This window comes from Rhizobium beringeri (genome assembly GCF_004306515.1).
Taxonomy (GTDB): Bacteria; Pseudomonadota; Alphaproteobacteria; order Rhizobiales; family Rhizobiaceae; genus Rhizobium; species Rhizobium beringeri.
Genome location: NZ_SILG01000001.1, coordinates 2,091,922 through 2,110,631, shown reverse-complemented (window position 1 = coordinate 2,110,631; position 18,710 = coordinate 2,091,922). Strand labels below are relative to the sequence as shown.

The 18,710-nt window shown below is 61.8% G+C and carries 19 protein-coding genes and 1 pseudogene; 11 read left to right on the top strand and 9 right to left on the bottom strand.

The annotated features are described in order from the left end of the window. Positions 1 to 4 precede the first annotated feature (4 nt). Positions 5 to 1,216 (bottom strand): NADP-dependent isocitrate dehydrogenase, encoded by a 1,212-nt coding sequence (locus tag ELH03_RS10725; RefSeq protein ID WP_018242215.1) that lies wholly within the window; start codon positions 1,214 to 1,216, stop codon positions 5 to 7. A 186-nt stretch (positions 1,217 to 1,402) separates the two neighbouring features. Between ELH03_RS10725 and ELH03_RS10720 the strand changes: the two genes are divergently transcribed. The 10 genes from ELH03_RS10720 (at position 1,403) to ELH03_RS10675 (ending at position 11,939) form a co-directional block, all read left to right on the top strand. Further along, positions 1,403 to 1,951 carry a hypothetical protein gene (locus ELH03_RS10720; protein ID WP_128402635.1) on the top strand — a complete coding sequence of 183 codons (549 nt, stop codon included), beginning with the start codon at positions 1,403 to 1,405 and terminating at the stop codon, positions 1,949 to 1,951. A gap of 97 nt (positions 1,952 to 2,048) precedes the next feature. After that, positions 2,049 to 4,088 (top strand): FUSC family protein, encoded by a 2,040-nt coding sequence (locus ELH03_RS10715; RefSeq protein ID WP_130766287.1) that lies wholly within the window; start codon positions 2,049 to 2,051, stop codon positions 4,086 to 4,088. Positions 4,089 to 4,092: 4 nt separating this feature from the next. Beyond that, on the top strand, positions 4,093 to 4,923 hold the full coding sequence (locus ELH03_RS10710) for an RNA methyltransferase (protein ID WP_027684518.1): 831 nt from the start codon (positions 4,093 to 4,095) through the stop codon (positions 4,921 to 4,923). Further along, the gene (murI, locus tag ELH03_RS10705) at positions 4,904 to 5,704 is read left to right on the top strand and encodes a glutamate racemase (protein ID WP_128402633.1); all 801 of its coding nucleotides are present in this window, start codon (positions 4,904 to 4,906) and stop codon (positions 5,702 to 5,704) included. The genes ELH03_RS10710 and murI overlap by 20 nt, the downstream gene beginning before the upstream one ends. A gap of 180 nt (positions 5,705 to 5,884) precedes the next feature. Continuing rightward, the gene (locus ELH03_RS10700; protein WP_128402632.1) at positions 5,885 to 7,396 is read left to right on the top strand and encodes a helicase HerA domain-containing protein; all 1,512 of its coding nucleotides are present in this window, start codon (positions 5,885 to 5,887) and stop codon (positions 7,394 to 7,396) included. 224 nt (positions 7,397 to 7,620) lie between these two features. Next, entirely contained in the window at positions 7,621 to 8,238 is a 618-nt protein-coding gene (rpsD, locus tag ELH03_RS10695; RefSeq protein ID WP_003540107.1) for a 30S ribosomal protein S4, read from the top strand. 102 nt (positions 8,239 to 8,340) lie between these two features. Then, positions 8,341 to 9,270: a glutaminase gene (locus ELH03_RS10690; RefSeq protein ID WP_128402631.1), complete on the top strand. Its 930-nt coding sequence runs from the start codon at positions 8,341 to 8,343 to the stop codon at positions 9,268 to 9,270. Positions 9,271 to 9,330: 60 nt separating this feature from the next. After that, a complete protein-coding gene (gene ttcA / locus ELH03_RS10685) occupies positions 9,331 to 10,200 on the top strand; it encodes a tRNA 2-thiocytidine(32) synthetase TtcA (RefSeq protein ID WP_128412355.1) in 870 nt (289 codons plus the stop codon). Between the two features lie 46 nt (positions 10,201 to 10,246). Further along, on the top strand, positions 10,247 to 11,074 hold the full coding sequence (locus ELH03_RS10680; RefSeq protein ID WP_128402629.1) for an inositol monophosphatase family protein: 828 nt from the start codon (positions 10,247 to 10,249) through the stop codon (positions 11,072 to 11,074). Between the two features lie 40 nt (positions 11,075 to 11,114). After that, positions 11,115 to 11,939 carry an inositol monophosphatase family protein gene (locus ELH03_RS10675; protein ID WP_128402628.1) on the top strand — a complete coding sequence of 275 codons (825 nt, stop codon included), beginning with the start codon at positions 11,115 to 11,117 and terminating at the stop codon, positions 11,937 to 11,939. Between the two features lie 23 nt (positions 11,940 to 11,962). Here the strand turns inward: ELH03_RS10675 and ELH03_RS10670 are convergent, their stop codons facing one another. From ELH03_RS10670 to ELH03_RS10640, 7 genes and pseudogenes are all read right to left on the bottom strand, one after another. Beyond that, on the bottom strand, positions 11,963 to 12,436 hold the full coding sequence (locus ELH03_RS10670; RefSeq protein WP_128402627.1) for a GNAT family N-acetyltransferase: 474 nt from the start codon (positions 12,434 to 12,436) through the stop codon (positions 11,963 to 11,965). A 74-nt stretch (positions 12,437 to 12,510) separates the two neighbouring features. Beyond that, positions 12,511 to 13,350: an alpha/beta hydrolase gene (locus ELH03_RS10665; RefSeq protein WP_128402715.1), complete on the bottom strand. Its 840-nt coding sequence runs from the start codon at positions 13,348 to 13,350 to the stop codon at positions 12,511 to 12,513. Between the two features lie 103 nt (positions 13,351 to 13,453). Further along, positions 13,454 to 14,734: a multidrug effflux MFS transporter gene (locus ELH03_RS10660; RefSeq protein ID WP_128412357.1), complete on the bottom strand. Its 1,281-nt coding sequence runs from the start codon at positions 14,732 to 14,734 to the stop codon at positions 13,454 to 13,456. Positions 14,735 to 14,768: 34 nt separating this feature from the next. Beyond that, positions 14,769 to 15,974: a multidrug effflux MFS transporter gene (locus tag ELH03_RS10655; RefSeq protein WP_128412358.1), complete on the bottom strand. Its 1,206-nt coding sequence runs from the start codon at positions 15,972 to 15,974 to the stop codon at positions 14,769 to 14,771. Between the two features lie 137 nt (positions 15,975 to 16,111). After that, complete coding sequence (gene grxD / locus ELH03_RS10650) at positions 16,112 to 16,447, bottom strand: Grx4 family monothiol glutaredoxin (RefSeq protein WP_018242201.1); 336 nt, start codon at positions 16,445 to 16,447, stop codon at positions 16,112 to 16,114. Positions 16,448 to 16,594: 147 nt separating this feature from the next. Further along, positions 16,595 to 16,765, bottom strand: a pseudogene (locus ELH03_RS37905) (c-type cytochrome); the annotation flags it as partial. 11 nt (positions 16,766 to 16,776) lie between these two features. Beyond that, on the bottom strand, positions 16,777 to 17,007 hold the full coding sequence (locus ELH03_RS10640) for a hypothetical protein (protein WP_128402625.1): 231 nt from the start codon (positions 17,005 to 17,007) through the stop codon (positions 16,777 to 16,779). Between the two features lie 165 nt (positions 17,008 to 17,172). On the opposite strand from ELH03_RS10640, the gene ELH03_RS10635 reads away from it, so the two are divergent. Then, entirely contained in the window at positions 17,173 to 18,432 is a 1,260-nt protein-coding gene (locus ELH03_RS10635; RefSeq protein WP_130658921.1) for a hypothetical protein, read from the top strand. Positions 18,433 to 18,466: 34 nt separating this feature from the next. Here ELH03_RS10635 and ELH03_RS10630 read toward each other — a convergent pair whose 3' ends face one another. Next, entirely contained in the window at positions 18,467 to 18,700 is a 234-nt protein-coding gene (locus tag ELH03_RS10630) for a BolA/IbaG family iron-sulfur metabolism protein (protein ID WP_003579540.1), read from the bottom strand. Positions 18,701 to 18,710 lie beyond the last annotated feature (10 nt).

Genomic DNA, 18,710 nt, shown 5'->3' with positions numbered 1-18,710 from the left:
CAGCTTACGCCATGGCCTTCTGCAGGTTCTGATCGATCTTGTCGAGGAAGGCGGTGGTCGAGAGCCACGGCTGGTCGGGGCCGATCAGCAGCGCCAGGTCCTTGGTCATGAAACCGGATTCGACAGTGTCGACGCAGACCTTTTCGAGCGTCGAGGCGAAGCGGGCGAGCTCGGCATTGTCGTCGAGCTTGGCGCGGTGCGCCAGGCCGCGGGTCCAGGCGAAGATCGAGGCGATCGAGTTCGTCGAGGTTTCCTGGCCCTTCTGATGCTGGCGGTAGTGACGGGTGACCGTGCCGTGAGCGGCTTCGGCTTCGACCGTCTTGCCGTCGGGCGTCAGCAGAACCGAGGTCATCAGGCCGAGCGAGCCGAAGCCTTGGGCGACCGTGTCGGACTGGACGTCGCCGTCATAGTTCTTGCAGGCCCAGACGTAACCGCCGGACCACTTGAGCGCCGAAGCGACCATGTCGTCGATCAGGCGGTGTTCGTAGGTGATGCCGGCTTCCTTGAACTGATCCTTGAATTCGGTCTCGTAGACTTCCTCGAAGATGTCCTTGAAGCGGCCGTCATAGGCCTTGAGGATGGTGTTCTTGGTCGACAGATAGACCGGCCACTTGCGCATCAGGCCGTACATCATCGAGGCGCGAGCGAATTCGCGGATCGATTCGTCGAGGTTGTACATGGCCATGGCGACGCCGGCGCCCGGTGCGTTGAAGACTTCCTTCTCGATGACGGTGCCGTCCTCGCCGACGAACTTGATCGTCAGCTTGCCCTTGCCGGGGAACTTGAAATCGGTGGCGCGGTACTGGTCGCCGAAGGCGTGGCGGCCGACGACGATCGGCTTGGTCCAGCCGGGAACCAGGCGCGGCACGTTCTTGCAGATGATCGGCTCGCGGAAGATGACGCCGCCGAGAATGTTGCGGATCGTACCGTTCGGGCTCTTCCACATTTCCTTGAGGTTGAATTCCTTGACGCGGGCTTCATCCGGCGTGATCGTCGCGCACTTGATGCCGACGCCGTACTTCTTAATGGCGTTGGCGGCATCGACGGTGACCTGGTCGTTGGTGGCGTCGCGGTTTTCGACGGAGAGGTCGAAATAGTCGATGTCGAGGTCAAGATACGGATGGATCAGCTTATCCTTGATGAGCTGCCAGATGATGCGCGTCATTTCATCGCCGTCGAGATCGGCGACGGGATTGGCGACCTTGATCTTGTTCATGTATCTGCCTCGTTCGAGCTTGAATGGGGACGGGGTCCCGGGTGGGTGATATGATCCGGAGCGCTATAGCATTGTGAACCGGGAACGCAAAGCTGCAAGGGGTTCGACAATGCGTTTTTGCCGGCATTGCCAAGCGCTGAAATTTAGCTAGTGTCCGCCTCGATCTGCCGCTCCGGACATTCGACCATGAAGACAATCGCCGTTGTTATCGCAAGCCTTATCGCCTTTTCAGGCATCAGCCACGCCGCCGGCGGCATCGGTGATGCCGCTGACGTTACCGCTCCCGTGAAGGAGATCATGGATGCGACCAGGAGCAACTGGGCCGACAATAACAGCGACTGGACCGACATCTTCGATGCGAGCCGGCTCGACCATCTCTACAGCCGCGATTTCGTCGCGAAATACCAGGCGGCGGCGCAGTTTCCCGCCGTCGACGACGACGGCATATCGCCCTTCGACTACGACGTCATCGTCAACGGCCAGGATGCCTGCCCGCTGGAAGATCTGACGATGGCGGCAGCGCCTGTGGTCGACGGCGTGGCCGAGGTGACCGTACGCTTCAAGAAATCCGCCTGCTCGGATGCGCCCGATGCCAAGGACTATACGACCGTTCGTTTCCAAGTGGTCGAAGAAGGCGGCAAGCCCGTCATCGACGATATCGTCACCGAGAATATCGAAACGCAGGCGCGCGATTCCCTGAAGACGACGATGGCGCTGATTGCCAAGGGCCAATAGGCGCGCGACATTCAAGAGCATCGAGATTCGATCTGGGGCGATTTGATTTCCGCTCTTGCGGCGGTATCTGTTGATCCCTGGGCGGCATGAGGGGCTCTTGCATTTGTTTTCCGGTTTTCAGTTCCGTGACTGGCTGCTTGCCAACGATCCGGCGCTTTCGCGCCTGCGTATGGCCTCGCGGGTGACGCTGACGATCCTTTTCTCGTTTTTGGTCCTCCTCGCCATCCAAATGTTCATCGTGCCGTTGGCGACGGCGGCTTTCGGTCTTGGCATCGTCCTGTCGATCGAGGGCGGGGTGGCGGTTCGCGACAAGGGCAATACGCGACAACTGGTGACGCGGCTCTTCGGTTGCGTCGCAAGCCTCGGCGTCGTCGCCATCGCGGCGGGCCTCGAGGATCGCCGTTTTCTCTCCGACCTCGTCTTCCTCGTGGTGATCGCGCTCGCATCGGCGGGCCGCGTGTTCGGGCCGCGCGGTTTTGCGATCGGCATGTTCGCGTTCACCTCCTATTTCATGGGGTCTTATTTCCGGCCTTCTCTTGCTGAGCTGCCGGCGGTGGCGATCGGCCCCGTCGTTTCGGTGCTCTTCGGGCATCTGGTGAGAGCCGTGCTCCTGCCGGACGATTGGCGGCGCGACCTGCTGCGCTCGCTCGAAAGCGTGCGCGGCCGGATCAACCAGATCCTCTTCAAGCTCGCCGCACTTGCCGGTGGCGCCGAGATCGGCGAAGCCGACAGGCAGGAGCTGCGTCAGCTGGAAGACCGGCTGAAGGAAGTGGTGCTGATGGCCGAAACCTTCATTCCACGCCCGGCCGGCGGGGTTTTCGATGCCACCGCCGATCCCGCCGCAGAGCTGGCGATCCGGCTCTTCGATGCGCATCTTGCTGCCGAGAGCGCGATCGTGCTGAGCTTCCAGAGCTCGCCGCCCTTCGCACTCGTCCATGCGGTGATCGAGGCGGATGCAGCCGAACTTGCATCCTATAGCGCCATGGCGGAAGCCATCAAGGACGAGCCGCAGGGCGAAACTGTGCGGGCGCTTCTCTGGCTCGGCGAGGCGCGGCAACAGCTAACGCAGGCGATCGGCGAGGGGCAGGCCTCCGGCTTTGCCGGCATCGATGCCGTCAAGGACACTGCGCAGCCTGAAAAGATAGACTTTTCCTTTGCCAATCCGCTGCTGCGCTCGGCGCTGCAGATCACGCTCGCTTCGGCGATCGCCATGGGCTTCGGCCTGCTTTTGTCGCGCGAGCGCTGGTTCTGGGCGGTGCTGGCCGCCTTCCTCGTCTTCACCAATACCAATTCGCGCGGCGACACGGCGATGAAAGCGCTGTCGCGCTCGCTCGGCACGGTGTTCGGGATAGCCATCGGCCTCCTGCTGGCGACGCTGATTTCGGGGCAGCTGGCAATCGCCATTCCGGTTGCGGCCATCTGCATCTTCCTCGCCTTCTATTTCCTGCAAGTTTCCTATGCGACGATGACCTTTTTCATCTCGATCGTGCTCTGCCTGGTCTACGGCATGACCGGCGTGCTGACGCTCGACCTGCTGCAGCTGCGCATCGGCGAGACCGTGATCGGCGCGGTGGCCGGAACGGCGGTCGCCTTCCTGGTCTTTCCGGCCCGCACGCGCGGCGCGCTCGATGCGGCACTTGCCCGCTGGTTCCAGGCGCTGGAGGACCTGCTGAACGCGATCGGTGAGGGCAAGAGTGGCTTCGAACTGATCGCCCTGTCGCAGAAGATCGATGCCTGCTACCGCGACGTGACGGTGGCCGCCAAGCCGCTCGGCTCGTCCTGGTCGGTGGTGACGCGTCCGGGCCAGATCCGCCAGACGCTGGCGATCTTCCTCTCCTGCACCTACTGGGCGCGCACCCTGGCGAAGAGTTCCACAGCGCCGGCCGAGGCCGACGAGCTGAAGAGGCTGATCGCGGCGGATGAGGCGCTGATGAAGGATGCGGCCCCGCGCGGCTCGACCTGTTTCTTCATCGAGCGCAAGGCTTCGCGGACGACAGGGCGGCACCTGCCGCTGTCGCGCGAGGGCGCGAGACTGGGGCTCGAAATGATCGGTTCGGCGCTGGAAAGGCTCTATCCGCAGGCTGATGTCTTGCCGTTTGCACCGGCCGAGGTTATTGCGCGCTCGAAACAGGGATAAGGTCATGGCAGGCACGAACAGCGAGCGTCAACTTCTGGCCGAAGGGCCGGCCATCATTCTGGTCGAGCCGCAGATGGGTGAGAATATCGGCATGGTGGCACGTGCCATGGCGAATTTCGGTCTTGCCGAACTGCGCCTCGTCAATCCGCGCGATGGCTGGCCGAACGAGAAAGCCCTGGCGACCGCCTCCAAGGCCGATCACGTGATCGAGGCGACCAAGGTCTACGACACGCTGGAACAGGCGGTCGCCGACCTCAATTTCGTCTATGCGACGACGGCGCGCGAGCGCGACGGTTATAAGCCGGTGCGTTCGCCCGTCATCGCCGCGGAGACGCTTCGGGCGAGGTTCCGCGCCGGCGAGGGCACCGGCATCCTCTTCGGGCGCGAGCGCTGGGGGCTGACCAACGAGGAGGTGGCGCTTGCCGACGAGATCGTCACCTTTCCTGTCAATCCGGCCTTTGCTTCGCTGAACATCGCCCAAGCGGTGCTGCTGATGTCCTATGAATGGATGAAATCCGGCATGGAGGATCTCGGCGCCGTGCCTTTTCAGGCGATGGGGCAAACGCCTTCGACCAAGGAACAGCTGTTCGGCTTGTTCGACCAGCTGGAAGAGGCGCTCGATGCGCGCGGTTATTTCCATCCTGCCGGGAAAAAGCCGAAAATGATCGACAATCTGCGCGCTGTTCTATCCCGCCGGGCCTTCACGGAGCAGGAAATCAGTGTGTTGCGCGGCGTTATCTCTTCCCTCGACCGCTTCTCGCGCAAGAGCCCGCGCGGCGGCCGGTTCCCGACCGCGACCAAGGAAACACCGCCAGATGACAGCGCCGACGCATGAGCTGAAACCCGTCCTCGTCTTCGATTCAGGCATCGGCGGGCTGACCGTCTTGCGCGAGGCGCGCGTACTGATGCCCGAACGCGGCTTCATCTATGTCGCCGACGATGCCGGCTTTCCCTATGGCGGCTGGGAGGAACAGGCGCTGAAGGAACGGATCATCGGGCTTTTCGGCCGACTGCTCGCAGAGCACGATCCGGAGGTCTGCATCATCGCCTGCAACACCGCCTTCACGCTGGTCGGCGCCGATTTGCGCGCCGCCTTTCCCCAGATGACCTTCGTGGGCACCGTGCCGGCGATCAAGCCTGCGGCGGAGCGTACGCGCTCCGGCCTGGTCTCGGTGCTCGCGACGCCGGGCACGGTCAAGCGAGCCTATACGCGCGATCTCATCCAGTCCTTTGCCCAGCAATGCCATGTCCGCCTCGTCGGTTCGGAGAACCTTGCGCGCATGGCGGAGGCTTATATTCGCGGTGATGCCGTCTCTGACGACGCCGTGCTTGCCGAAATCGACCAATGCTTCGTCGAGAAGGACGGTCAGAAGACTGATATCGTCGTGCTTGCCTGCACGCACTATCCTTTCATGGCCAATCTTTTCCGGCGGCTTGCGCCCTGGCCGGTCGACTGGCTCGACCCCGCCGAAGCGATCGCGCGCCGCGCTCGCACGCTGGTGCCGCTGGTCGCCGATGCCGTGCATCCCGACAATTTCGACTTCGCGGTGCTCACCTCGGGCAATCCCGATTTCGCCACACGGCGGCTGATGCAGGGCTTCGGTTTGAGGGCGTAGTTCCGCGAAGAGATGCCCGATCACGGCGATGGATCAGCTTCTCGGATGATGCCGGGAATTGTCCTGTGGGTTGGTGAAATCCGGTCCTGAAAGACAATGCATTCTTTGATAGACGGGGCGATGCCGTTTCGGAAGAATGGCGCTTCGTTCATGTGAGTCTCTTCGCCGCGAGGATGTGCATTGCAGGTTGGCATCGATATGGGATTGGCGTCCGGCAGCCCGGCGACGCTCGATATCGAGGAGCTGCTGGCTACCCGTCTGCTCGTGCAGGGCAATTCCGGATCGGGCAAGTCGCATTTGCTGCGCCGCCTGCTCGAGCAATCGGCGCAATGGGTGCAGCAGGTCATCATCGATCCCGAGGGGGATTTCGTCACCCTCAGCGACAGGTTCGGCCATGTCGTCGTCGACGGTGAACGGACCGAGGCGGAATTGGCGGGCATTGCCAACCGCATCCGCCAGCATCGCGTTTCCTGCGTATTGACGCTCGAAGGCCTCGATATCGAGCAGCAGATGCGTGCTGCAGCGGCTTTCCTCAACGGCATGTTCGATGCCGATCGAGAATATTGGTATCCGGTTCTCGTCGTGGTCGACGAGGCGCAGATGTTTGCGCCGTCGGTTGGCGGCGATGTCTCGGAGGATGCGCGCAAGATGTCGCTCGGCGCGATGACCAACCTGATGTGCCGCGGCCGCAAGCGCGGCCTTGCCGGCGTGATCGCGACGCAGCGGCTTGCCAAGCTCGCCAAGAACGTCGCCGCCGAGGCCTCGAACTTCCTGATGGGCCGCACCTTTCTCGATATCGACATGGCGCGCGCTGCCGATCTGCTCGGCATGGACCGGCGCCAGGCCGAGATGTTCCGCGATCTCAAGCGCGGCAATTTCGTCGCTCTCGGACCGGCACTGTCACGCCGGCCTCTGCCGATACAAATCGGCGCCGTGGAGACCTCGGCGCGCTCTTCCAGCCCGAAGCTGATGCCGTTGCCGGATGCTCCACAGGATGTGGAGGACCTGATCTTCACGCCCGATCCGGAGGAATTCCAGCGCCCGCCCGTGCGCCGCGCCGCGCCGGCGCCGCGGCCGACGACCGACATTCTGGCCGAGCTCTCGCGCTCGACGCCGGCGGCATCGGCAGCACCTGCCGAGGCGAGGGCGAGCCAGGTTGAGGTCTCCGCCGAGGAGCGGGAGGAGCGCCTAGCCGGCGTTCTTGCCGAAATACTCGACGATCCTACCTCCGCCTTCCGCACCGATTCGGTGCTCTACCAGGATTTTCTGGTAAGGCTGCGCATGCGCCGCGTACCGGGACCGCCGATTGCGCTGCCGGATTTCCGCCGGCGGGTGGCGATCTCGCGTTCCGGCGTCGATGCGACGACAGCTGCGACCGATGCCTGGGCGACGGCGCTGTCGCTGTCATCGGGTGTCACCGACGACCTGCAGGGCGTCTTCCTGATGCTCGCCAAGGCCGCCGTCTGCGGCGAGCCGTGCCCGTCGGATGCGCGCATCGCCCGCGCCTACGGCACGCATTCCGCCCGCCGCGCCCGCCGCCTGCTTGGCTATTTCGAGGAGCAGGGCATCATCGTCGTGCACGCCGATTTTTCCGGCAAGCGTATCGTCGCTTTCCCTGATATGGACTGCCAGACGGCGCCGGGCGACGCCAACGCCCCCGACACGGGCGATCAGCCGCTGGCGGCGGAATAGTGGCGCTTTCGGGGTTTGCCGCTGTTGACATTTTCATGACGGCCCTCTAAAGACCGCCGCAAGCACCGGGCAGCAATGTCCGGTGTTTCATTTGACATGTCCCGTGGATCGTTCCTGTTCGCTAACCGGAACATCCTGTCAGATCTTGGCAGAGATCAGAGGAGGGCGTGTTTCCTTCGTGCGGTTTGGCAACAAACCGTCATAAACCTTTGAAAGGAAATACGATGAGCAAGCGCGAATCGTCCAAGTACAAAATTGACCGCCGTATGGGCGAAAACATCTGGGGCCGTCCGAAGTCCCCGGTGAACCGCCGCGAATACGGCCCGGGCCAGCACGGCCAGCGCCGCAAGGGCAAGCTTTCGGACTTCGGTGTGCAGCTGCGCGCCAAGCAGAAGCTCAAGGGCTACTACGGTGACCTGCGCGAAAAGCAGTTCCGCGCGATCTTCGCCGAAGCCGACCGCCGCAAGGGCGACACCTCCGAAAACCTGATCGGCTTGCTGGAATCGCGCCTCGACGCAATCGTCTATCGCGCCAAGTTCGTTCCGACGGTCTTTGCTGCCCGTCAGTTCGTCAACCATGGCCACGTCTCGGTCAACGGCGTGCGCGTCAACATCGGTTCCTACCGTTGCAAGGCCGGCGACGTCATCGAAGTTCGCGAAAAGTCGAAGCAGCTGGTGATCGTTCTGGAGGCTGTCAGCCTCGCAGAGCGTGACGTTCCCGACTATATCGAAGTCGATCACAACAAGATGGTCGCAACCTTCGGCCGCGTTCCGACGCTCAGCGACGTTCCGTTCCCGGTCGTTATGGAACCGCACCTGGTCGTCGAATTCTATTCGCGTTAATGCATTCGTCTCGCAGTCGAAACCGATTGCGAGACAACAGCATGCGTCGATATACGGAAAGCCGCTCTTTCGAGCGGCTTTTTTGCGATCTGGAGAGAAGCAATGGCAGATTTGCAGGCGATCCTCGATAGCATCTACGCCGATATCCAGCCACGGATCGGCGAGGGCAAGGTCGCGGACTATATTCCTGAGCTCGCCAAGGTCGACCCGAAGCAGTTCGGCATGGCGATCGTCACTGTCGACGGCAAAGTCTATCGCGTCGGCAATGCCGATACCGCCTTCTCGATCCAGAGCATTTCGAAGGTCTTCATGCTGACGCTGGCGCTCGGCAAGGTCGGCGAGGGGCTGTGGAAGCGGGTCGGGCGCGAACCCTCCGGATCGGCTTTCAACTCGATCGTCCAGCTCGAGCATGAGAGCGGCATTCCTCGCAACCCCTTCATCAATGCCGGCGCGATCGCCGTCAGCGACGTCGTCATGGCCGGCCATGCGCCGCGCGAGGCAATCGGCGAACTGCTGCGCTTCGTGCGTTATCTCGCCGATGACGAGTCGATCACCATCGACGACAAGGTGGCGCGCTCCGAAACGCAGACGGGATACCGCAATTTCGCGCTTGCCAATTTCATGCGCGCCTACCGCAATCTCGACCATCCCGTCGACCACGTGCTCGGCGTTTATTTCCATCAATGCGCCTTGTCGATGAGCTGCGAGCAGTTGGCCCGCGCCGGGCTGTTCCTGGCGGCGCGCGGCAGCAATCCGACGACCGGCCATTCGGTGGTTTCGCCGAAGCGGGCGCGGCGCATCAATGCGCTGATGCTGACCTGCGGCCATTACGACGGTTCGGGCGACTTCGCCTATCATGTCGGCCTGCCCGGCAAGAGCGGCGTCGGCGGCGGCATCTTCGCCGTGGCACCCGGTATTGCCTCGATCGCGGTGTGGTCGCCGGGGTTGAACAAGGTCGGCAATTCGCAGCTCGGCGCCGCGGCGCTGGAAATGCTCGCAGCGCGCACCGGCTGGTCGGTTTTCGGCGATTGACGCTGTGTTGCCAGGCGGGTTTCTGCTAGAGCAAGTGTGGAATTTCTGTAGGACGAACCAATGAACATCGCAGCCAATATCGCCGACGAGTTGGAGAGTGGCGAGGCCGACACCGGCGGTCATGCGCTGTTTGCCGATGCGCCGCGTTCCGTCTCCTTCAACAAGCTGCGCAAGCGCCTGCTGCGGCAGGTGCGTCAGGCCTTCGACGATTTCGACATGCTGAAGGGCCAGAAGCGCTGGCTGGTCGGCCTTTCCGGCGGCAAGGATTCCTATGGGCTGCTGGCGCTGCTGCTCGATCTCAAATGGCGCGGCCTGCTGCCGGTCGAACTCATCGCCTGCAATCTCGACCAGGGCCAGCCGAACTTCCCCAAGCACGTGTTGCCGGATTATCTCACCAAGATCGGCGTTCAGCACCGGATCGAATATCGCGACACTTATTCGATCGTGAAGGAGAAAGTGCCCGAAGGCGCCACCTATTGTTCGCTCTGTTCGCGGCTCCGGCGCGGCAATCTCTACCGCGTCGCGCGGGAAGAGGGTTGCGATGCGCTGGTGCTCGGCCACCACCGCGAGGACATTCTCGAGACCTTCTTCATGAATTTCTTCCATGGCGGCCGGCTCGCCTCGATGCCGGCGAAGCTTCTAAACGACGAGGGCAACCTGATGGTGCTCCGGCCTCTGGCCTATGCCGCTGAGGACGACCTCGCGAAGTTTGCCGCCGCCATGCAGTTTCCGATCATCCCCTGCGATCTCTGCGGCTCGCAGGACGGGTTGCAACGCAATGCGATGAAGGACATGCTCGCCGATATTGAGCGGCGGATGCCGGGCCGCAAGGATACGATGCTGCGGGCGCTTTCGCATGTGAACCCGTCGCATCTGCTCGACCCGAAACTCTTCGACTTTTCCACCCTTGGTGTCACCGATCCTTCATGAAAGGCCGGCTATGCAGGCTGGCTATTGAATGAAGGCAGGATTTCGCATGATTATTTCAGACCAGGATATTCTCTTTCTCGGCGATTGCGTCAGGGAGGCGGCGCGCGCCGAGATCATGCCGCGTTTCCGCAATCTCGGCGCTGCCGATGTTTCGGAGAAGACTTCGGCAATCGATCTGGTGACGCAGGCGGACGTGCTTGCCGAACACCGGATCACCGCGGCGCTGAGAGAGCGCTTTCCCGCAGCACTCGTCGTCGGCGAGGAAGCCTATGACGCCGACCGGTCCGTCGTGCCGGCACTTGCCGATGCCGAGCTCGCCTTCGTCATCGACCCTGTCGACGGGACGTTCAATTTCGCCGCCGGGCTTCCCGTCTTCGGGACGATGCTGGCCGTGACGATCAAGGGCGAGACGGTCGCCGGCATCATTCATGATCCCGTTTTCGGCGACACGGTGACCGCGATCAAAGGGGCGGGCACCTTCCTGACGCGCCAGGACGGGCAATCGACAAAGCTGAAGGTCGCCGAGCCTGCTAGCCTGAACCAGATGGTCGGCGGCATGTCGTGGGGGCATATGGATGAACCGGATCGCTCGCGTATCTGTGCCAACATGGCAAAGATCCGGATGACCTTCGCCTTCAACTGCTCGGCCTACGAATATTGGATGGTTGCCTCCGGCAAGCTGCATTTCATCGGGCATACGAAACTGATGCCCTGGGATCACCTGGCCGGCGTGCTTGCGCATCAGGAGGCCGGCGGCCATACGGCGAAATACGACGGCACGCCCTATCGCCCCGGAGAGACCGTGGGCGGGATCATCTCCGCGCCCGACAAGGAGAGCTGGCAGCTCATCCGGCGCGAGATCGTCGGCATCTGATTCAAGGTTCTCCTGAGAGACCTAAGCGTGAGGATTTGACATGACTTCGACTGTTGACGTGATCGTTCTGGCCGATCTGCTGCGCCGCGCGGCGACGGCAGAGATCCTGCCACGCTTCCGCCGGCTTGGTCAGGACGACGTGCGCGCCAAGAGCGAGGCGACCGATCTCGTCACCGAGGCCGATGAGCAGGCCGAGCGGATGATCAAGGCGGAAGCTCAGCGGCTCTGGCCTAGCGCACTGTTCCTTGGCGAAGAATCGGTCGCGGCCGATCCTGATTTGCTCGGCAGCCTCGAACATGCCGATCTCGCGATCGTCGTCGATCCTGTTGACGGCACGTTCAATTTTGCCGCCGGCATCCCGGCCTTCGGCGTCATGGCGTCCGTTATCTCCGGCGGCGAGACGATTGCCGGTATCATCTACGATCCGATGGGCGACGACTGGGTGATGGCGGAAAAGGGCGGTGGTGCCTGGCTGCGGCGGCCGGAGGGTGGCGCAGAGCGGCTCTCGGTCGCAGCGCCCGTGGGCCTGGAGCATATGGTCGGCATGGCCTCGACCGGCTACCTGCCGAAGGAGAAGCGCGCCGAAGTGCTCGGCAATCTCGCAAAGGTGCGCTTCCTCACCAATTACCGCTGTGCAGCCCACGAATACCGCACCTTTGCCGGCGGCCATGTGCATTATCTCATGTACAACAAGCTGATGCCCTGGGATCACCTTGCCGGCACCCTGATTTCGCAGGAGGCAGGCGCCTATGCGGCGCGCTTCGACGGCTCGGCCTACCTGCCGCATCATCTCGATGGCGGGCTGCTGATTACCCCCGACAAGGCCTCCTGGGAGGTGCTGCGGCGTGAGGTGTTCACAGTCTGAACAACCGCTCGACCTGCCGCATATTACTGGTAGAGCTTTTCCATGAGAAAGTTTTCCAGGCCTTGCCCACGTTTCTCGACGATTTGCTTCGTTATGACGCGGAACCCTTTGCGCTCAAAAAACGGTCGGGCCGTTCGGCTGGCTTCGGTATAAATTCGGCTAAACCCCAGTTTCAGAGCTTCGCCTTCGACCCTGCTTAACAGGTGGCTTGCTATTCCAAGCCCCTGAAATTCGGGGTGCACAAACATCATGTCCAGGCACCCGCCGCCGGTCAGGTCGGAAAACCCGACAGGCTGCCCGTCAAATTCTGCGATCCAGGCAGGCCTGCTTATCCTTCGCTCTGCCCATAGTCCGCGATCTTCCACCTTTGCCCAAGCCTGGATCTGAGCGGGTGAGTAGTCTTTCGACGCGGCCTCTCGTATGGCGCGCAGAAAAATTTCAATCGTCGCGTTCACGTCGCCTGGCGCGTAAGGCCTGATCAGAATTCGGTCGTCCATCGAGGGTGCCTTTCGCGCACTGCCGCACCAATTCGATGGATTGAACCATCGATCAAATCACTGCAGCGCTCACGCTATAGCATCTCAAGAATATGTTCCCATGCGAGTCGTCCCAATTGGGCGTCGGCCTCGTCACTTCCACCATGAGCGCGCAGCGATGATCGGGGAGTGGTTTCGCCGGGCAGCAGAATGCGATGGCCCGCATCTTCTCCCAACACAAGCTGTGTGGACAAACCAAAACCTGCGCGTCTCCGAACAAGTGATGCGGCAAATTTGTCTGATGGCCAGAGCGCGTCATCGCATCCTGCTACGAGCAGAATTTCGGCATTCGTTCTCTCCAAAGGGATAGCCGCTGCGTCGATCTCAGACTCGTGTACCTGAAGGCATCGTTCGAACAGGCCCCGATAGGCGACCAGTTCGTCTCTGTATTCTCGCACCCATTCTGGGTCCGACGAAACAAAGGGAAGCGGTGTGCCTCGCAATGTCCACGACGAGCGTTCCGGCCAGCTAATGCCATCAAGCCCTGGACCAATATTTCCCCAGACGACTGACGAAGGGCTCAGCGCGACGACCGCGCTGATGCGCGGATCGTATACGGCCGTGAGCAGCGCAGCTTCGGCGCCTTTCGATGTTCCCACCAGGACGATGCGTTTACAGCCGAGTCCCATCAGGTGGTCCGTAGCAGAGAAAAACGTTTCCAGCGGCACCTCGCAAATGCCTGGCACCTGGCCTTCGCCGCCGAACCAGCGAAGCGCTATGACCGTTGCCCCCTGGCTCGCAAACAACCTGGCGCGGGCCACATCGACCCGGCCGCTGGAGCCGCCGAGTACCACAACGCCAGTGCCGGTATCTGGTTTGACTTGAAATATCTCGCCCTGCAATGGCGGGGGGAGACGTTGATATCCTGCATCCAAAACCAGGCTCCTTCTTCCAGGGGCATCCAGATTTAGGAACGTGCCGAGTTTGCCATCTAATGCAATGCCGCCGGGGATCAACCGCTCCGGCAGATTTCCTATTTCAGAAGTGGGCGGCACCCGGATCGAGCTGCGGGCTGTCTCCCGGATGGGTGAAGAGCTTGCCGTTCTCAGCCCAGAGCGTGGCTGCGATCGTCACCGCACCGAAGAGGGCGAAGCCGCCGAAGAGCGGTTGCACCGTGCCGTTGAACATCTGGCCGACCAGGCCACCGAGGATGGCCCCGGCCGTCGTCGAGACGAAGCCGGTGATGGCGGTCGCCGTGCCGGCGAGATTGCCCATGGGTTCGAGGCTGATGGCGGTGAAATTGGTGGCGATCACGGCAAACATCATCAGCACGATGGTGAAGATGCCGTAGGCGATGGCGAAATCCGGCTTGCCGGCCAGTGAATAGAAAAAGCCGGCGGCCGACAGCGCCGTGAAGATCAGCAGGGCGGCGTGCGAGATGCGGCGCATGCCGAATTTGCGCACGAAGAAGCCGTTGGCGAAATTGGCGACGGCGATGCCGCCGGCAGTCGCCGCAAAGGCGATCGGCAGCCAGTCGCCGAGGCCGTAGACCTCGCCGAAGACCTGCTGCACCGAGATCACATAGGCGCTGATGACGCCGGTGAACATGGTGAGGCCGACCATGTAGCCGCAGGTGATGCGGTTGGTGAGCACGGTCTTGAAGCCGTCCACGACAGAGCTGACCGACAGCGGCAGCCGCTCTTCCGGCGGCAGCGATTCCTTCAGCCGCAGAAGAGCCCAGACGAACAGGATGGTGGCAATGATGCCGAGCAGGATGAAGATCCAATGCCAGTTGGCATAGAGGATGATGAGTTGGCCAACGGAAGGGGCAACGATCGGCACGATCATGAAGACGATCATCACATAGGACATCACGCGGGCCATTTCGCGGCCGCCGAAGCAGTCGCGGACGATGGCCATGGTGGTGATGCGCACCGCCGCGCCGCCCACACCCTGAACGAAACGCATGACCAGCAGCATTTCGAAGCTGCCGGTTGCTGCCGCGGCAAACATTCCGACAATGTAGCAGGCCATGCCGCCGAGCAGGATGTTGCGGCGGCCGAACGTATCCGAAAGGCTGCCGAAGAAGATCTGCGAGACGCCGAAGCCTAGGAAGAACACGCCGATGATGAGCTGGGCGTCGTTGGTATTGGTGACGCCGAGGGAATGGCCGATATTGGGCAATGCCGGCAGCATGCTGTCGATCGCCATGGCGATGCTGGCGGTCATGATGGCGATGGTGATGATGAATTCGCCAAAGCCCATGCCGATGCGGCGAGAGCCTTGGTTCTCCTGGTGCAGTTTATGCGGCGGCGTCATGTGGTGAATCCTGGATGCGAATGAGGCCGGCCGTTCAGACGGCAGGGTTCTGCGATTGGAAGAGGCGGCCCTTCTCGGCGATCAGCACGAAGACGAGCCCGATGATCGACACGGTGAAATAACCGGCAACCATCGGCAGCGCAGTGCCGTCGAAGGCCTGGCCGATGCCGGCGCCGATGATGGCGCCGCCCACCGTGCTCATGAAGCCGAGGACGGAAGAGGCGGTGCCGGCGACGTGGCCGAGCGGCTCCATGGCGAGCGAATTGAAGTTCGAGCCGATCCAACCGAACTGGAACATGGAAAGGCCGAAGAAGGAGATGAACAGTGCGAAAGGCATCGGCTCAGTGCTCGCCATCTGGACGATCAGCCAGATGGTGTTGATGGCGATGAAGCCGATGAGCGAGCCATGCGACAGGCGGCGCATGCCGAGCTTGCCGACGAAGCGCGAATTGAAGAAGGACGACAGCGACATGAAAATCGCCACGCCGGCGAAGGCGAAGGGGAAATAGACGCCGAGATCGTAGATGCCGACATAGACCTGCTGGGCCGAATTGATGAAGCCGAACAACGCGCCGAAGATGAAGGTGCTGGCAATGGTGTAGCAGAGCGCGACGCGATTGGTCAGCACCAGCTTGAAGGCGCCGAAGATCGAGCGGGCGGTAAATGGGCGGACATTCTGCGGATGCAGGGTTTCCGGTAGACGGAGATAGGCCCAGACGGCGATAGCAGTCGCCATGGTGGCGATAAAAAGGAAGATCAGGTGCCAGTTGCCGAAGAACATGACGATCTGGCCGGTGCCGGGCGCAATGACCGGCACGATCATGAAGACCATCATGATCAGCGACATGACTTCGGCCATCTGCCGTCCGCCATAGATATCGCGGACGATGGAGATGGTGATGACGCGGGTGGCGGCCGAGCCGATGCCCTGGACGAAGCGCAACACCAGCAGGCCGGCGAAGGAGGGAACGAAGACGATGCCGATGGCGGAAACGATATAGACGACGAGGCCGATCAGAAGCGGGGTGCGGCGGCCGAAGCGATCGGAAAGCGGTCCATAGAACAGCTGAGCGCAGCCGAAGCCGAGCAGATAGGAGGAGACGACGAACTGTCGGTGATTCTCGCTCTCGACGCCGAGGCTCGCGCCGATCTGCTGCAAGGCCGGAAGCATGATGTCGATCGCCAGCGAGTTGATGGCCATCAGGAAGGCTGCAAGCGCGATGAATTCACGTTTGCCCATGGGCAGGCGGCCCGCGGACACGGCTTGTGATGAATCTGTCACAATGAAATTCCCATAAACAGGTCAAGGCGCTGCTGGCCGCAGCGCCTCGAACTCAAGAAACAGATTTGGAAACCGGGCGGACGTCCGGTGACCGGTCAGGCGGCGCCGCGAACGGTGATGCCATTTTCCTGGAGATGCTGCTGCAGCTCACCAGCCTGGAACATTTCCCGGACGATGTCACAGCCGCCGACGAACTCGCCCTTTATGTAAAGCTGCGGGATTGTCGGCCAGTTGGAATATTCCTTGATGCCCTGGCGGATTTCCGAATCGGCGAGCACGTTGACGCTCTTGTAGTCGACACCGATGTAATCAAGAATTTGCACGACCTGGCCGGAGAAACCGCACTGCGGAAACTGCGGCGTGCCCTTCATAAAGAGGACGACGTCGTTGGTCTTGATTTCGTTGCCGATGAATTCGTGAATGCCGCTCATGGGACCTAATCCTTTCAACAGGCGGGTTAAAGGCCCACCGTTTCAATCGTTGCCTTTAGATAGCATGGGACGGCAGGAATTCCAGCCGCCCGAACCAAAAAAAAAGACCAGTTCGTGCAGGCCGTTGCCGGGGTTGTTGCCGTCGCGTTACGGTCGAATGGCGAGATAGGTCTGAATCTGTTCGATTTCGACATCGGTGAAATGGCTGAAATCCCATTGGGAAACCTGTGTCATTACGCCGAGATCGCGGCCGCGGACACTCTTGCCGGTGCGCGCTTCCGACTGCTTTGCCGTATCGAGATTATGACAGTGGCTGCAATGATCGTGCCCTAGCTGCGTCGCTGGCGGCTGCGGCCAGCGGCGGTGCGGCGCTTGCTGACCTGTTTGCGGGCGGGCTTAGGCTTGGCCGAGGTCGTCTTGCGCGCAACCTTCGTCGTCGCGGCGGGGCGTGTCTTACGCCTCCTGCGCTTCGTCGTGACGCGGCCGGTGGTTTTTTTCAGGATCTCCTTCAGCACGCTATCGACGACGCCTGATATCAATTCTTTGACTAGGTCGGCCACAAAACCCCTCCGTTCGTGATGGAAACGACATGGATGCTATTGAATTCCGGAAGAGTTCGGTTAGCAAGACGGCTTCGAGACCATAGCTGCTTTTTTGCCCCTATCAGCGGGCCAGCAGCCGGATCGCAGCAACATGCCGGCCATTTGCCCGGCCGGAAGAGTGGAATGAAACTGATCGAAAAGCGGGTCGTCCTGCATTTCACGGGCTTCGAGCCGCTCGACGGCGTTGCCCACAGGGCACGCTACGAGCGTTCGGCCAGACAGAGTGCCGCCGTCTGGGGCTATTCGCTTGAAACGGGCGCGCCGGAGGCGGGAAGTGATCCCCTCAGTTTCGTGGTCACGACGGGCGAACGGGTAGCCGAAGTGGCGCCCGCGGCAGCCGACAAAGCGGCGCCCGTGGCAGCCGCAAAAGCGGCGCCGGTGGCAGCCGACAAAGCGGCGGCCGGGGAAGGGACCGGTTCCCCCGGCTGGCAGACGAAAAGCCGGATCCACATGGTCGATCACGATACGCTGGTAAGCAGGCTGCGCAGCGGCAACACGCTGAGCCAGATCATGGCAGGCTTCCGAAGCTGCGCTGAGATCATGCTCGAAGGCGGCATGCGGGGATATTTCCGCCACGCCTGGCGCTTCGGCCTGTTCTTCCTCTTCCCGTTCCTGCTGACGGCGCTGGCGATCGCGCTGACGGCGCAGATCGCCATCATGCCCTATGGTCTCGCCTTTTCGCCGTGGCACATGCTCTGGAGCGGACCGCTGGCGCTTTGTTTCTTCATCTTCGCCTTCCTGCCGTTTTCCGAACGCTTCCATACGCTGCATCTCTTCGCCGATTGGGTAATGGCCGTGGCGCTCGGCCGCATGGACCGGACAGATTTCAACGACTGGCTGGAAGACCGGGCCGCTGCCGTGCGCAAGGCGCTTGACGAAGAGGCGGACGAATATGTGATCTCCTCGCACAGCATGGGATCGAGCGTCGCCGCCCATGTCATCGGCATATTGCTGGAAAGGGAGCCGGAGATATTCCAGGGCAAGCGTGTGGTGTTTGCCACACTCGGCAGCGCCATCCTGCAATGCGCGCTCATGTCATCGGCAACACTGCTTCGCGCCCGCGTCGGGCTGATCGCCCGCTGTCCCGAGATTTCCTGGCTCGACGTGCAGTGCCTGACGGATTCGATCAATTTCTACAAGGTGCCGGTCGTTGCCGTCTCCGGCCATGCGGATGCGCCTCAGGCGAAGGTGATCCTGATCCGCGTCAAGCAGATGCTGACGCGAGAGCACTACCGCAAGATCCGCAAGGACCAGTTGCGCGTCCACCGGCAATATGTGCTTGGACCTGATCTGCAGGCACCCTTCGACTTCACGCTGCTGACATCTGGGCCGATGCCGGCCTCGGTCTTTGCCAGTTCCGACGAAAAGAGAATGCCCGGCTGAGGGCCGGGCATCGTCATCGGGATTGTATTGGGCTCTATTCCGGTGCGGAGGTCTGCAGCGCCAGCGCGTGCAGTATGCCGCCCATATTGCCCTTCAGCGCCTCGTAGACCATCTGGTGCTGCTGCACGCGGCTCTTGCCGCGGAAGGCTTCGGCGACGACTTCGGCGGCGTAGTGATCGCCGTCGCCCGCCAGATCGCGGATCGTCACCTTGGCACCGGGAATCCCAGCCTTGATCATGTCTTCGATATCGCCGGGTTTCATGGCCATGATCGTTACT

Excerpts from the sequence above, each read along its gene's own strand:
- ELH03_RS10725 (WP_018242215.1), bottom strand. The coding sequence starts at position 1,216 with ATGAACAAGATCAAGGTCGCCAATCCCGTCGCCGATCTCGACGGCGAT.
- ELH03_RS10720 (WP_128402635.1), top strand. The coding sequence starts at position 1,403 with ATGAAGACAATCGCCGTTGTTATCGCAAGCCTTATCGCCTTTTCAGGC.
- ELH03_RS10710 (WP_027684518.1), top strand. The coding sequence starts at position 4,093 with ATGGCAGGCACGAACAGCGAGCGTCAACTTCTGGCCGAAGGGCCGGCC.
- murI (WP_128402633.1), top strand. The coding sequence starts at position 4,904 with ATGACAGCGCCGACGCATGAGCTGAAACCCGTCCTCGTCTTCGATTCA.
- rpsD (WP_003540107.1), top strand. The coding sequence starts at position 7,621 with ATGAGCAAGCGCGAATCGTCCAAGTACAAAATTGACCGCCGTATGGGC.
- ELH03_RS10690 (WP_128402631.1), top strand. The coding sequence starts at position 8,341 with ATGGCAGATTTGCAGGCGATCCTCGATAGCATCTACGCCGATATCCAG.
- ttcA (WP_128412355.1), top strand. The coding sequence starts at position 9,331 with ATGAACATCGCAGCCAATATCGCCGACGAGTTGGAGAGTGGCGAGGCC.
- ELH03_RS10680 (WP_128402629.1), top strand. The coding sequence starts at position 10,247 with ATGATTATTTCAGACCAGGATATTCTCTTTCTCGGCGATTGCGTCAGG.
- ELH03_RS10675 (WP_128402628.1), top strand. The coding sequence starts at position 11,115 with ATGACTTCGACTGTTGACGTGATCGTTCTGGCCGATCTGCTGCGCCGC.
- ELH03_RS10670 (WP_128402627.1), bottom strand. The coding sequence starts at position 12,436 with ATGGACGACCGAATTCTGATCAGGCCTTACGCGCCAGGCGACGTGAAC.
- ELH03_RS10660 (WP_128412357.1), bottom strand. The coding sequence starts at position 14,734 with ATGACGCCGCCGCATAAACTGCACCAGGAGAACCAAGGCTCTCGCCGC.
- ELH03_RS10655 (WP_128412358.1), bottom strand. The coding sequence starts at position 15,974 with ATGGGCAAACGTGAATTCATCGCGCTTGCAGCCTTCCTGATGGCCATC.
- grxD (WP_018242201.1), bottom strand. The coding sequence starts at position 16,447 with ATGAGCGGCATTCACGAATTCATCGGCAACGAAATCAAGACCAACGAC.
- ELH03_RS10635 (WP_130658921.1), top strand. The coding sequence starts at position 17,173 with ATGAAACTGATCGAAAAGCGGGTCGTCCTGCATTTCACGGGCTTCGAG.
- ELH03_RS10630 (WP_003579540.1), bottom strand. The coding sequence starts at position 18,700 with ATGGCCATGAAACCCGGCGATATCGAAGACATGATCAAGGCTGGGATT.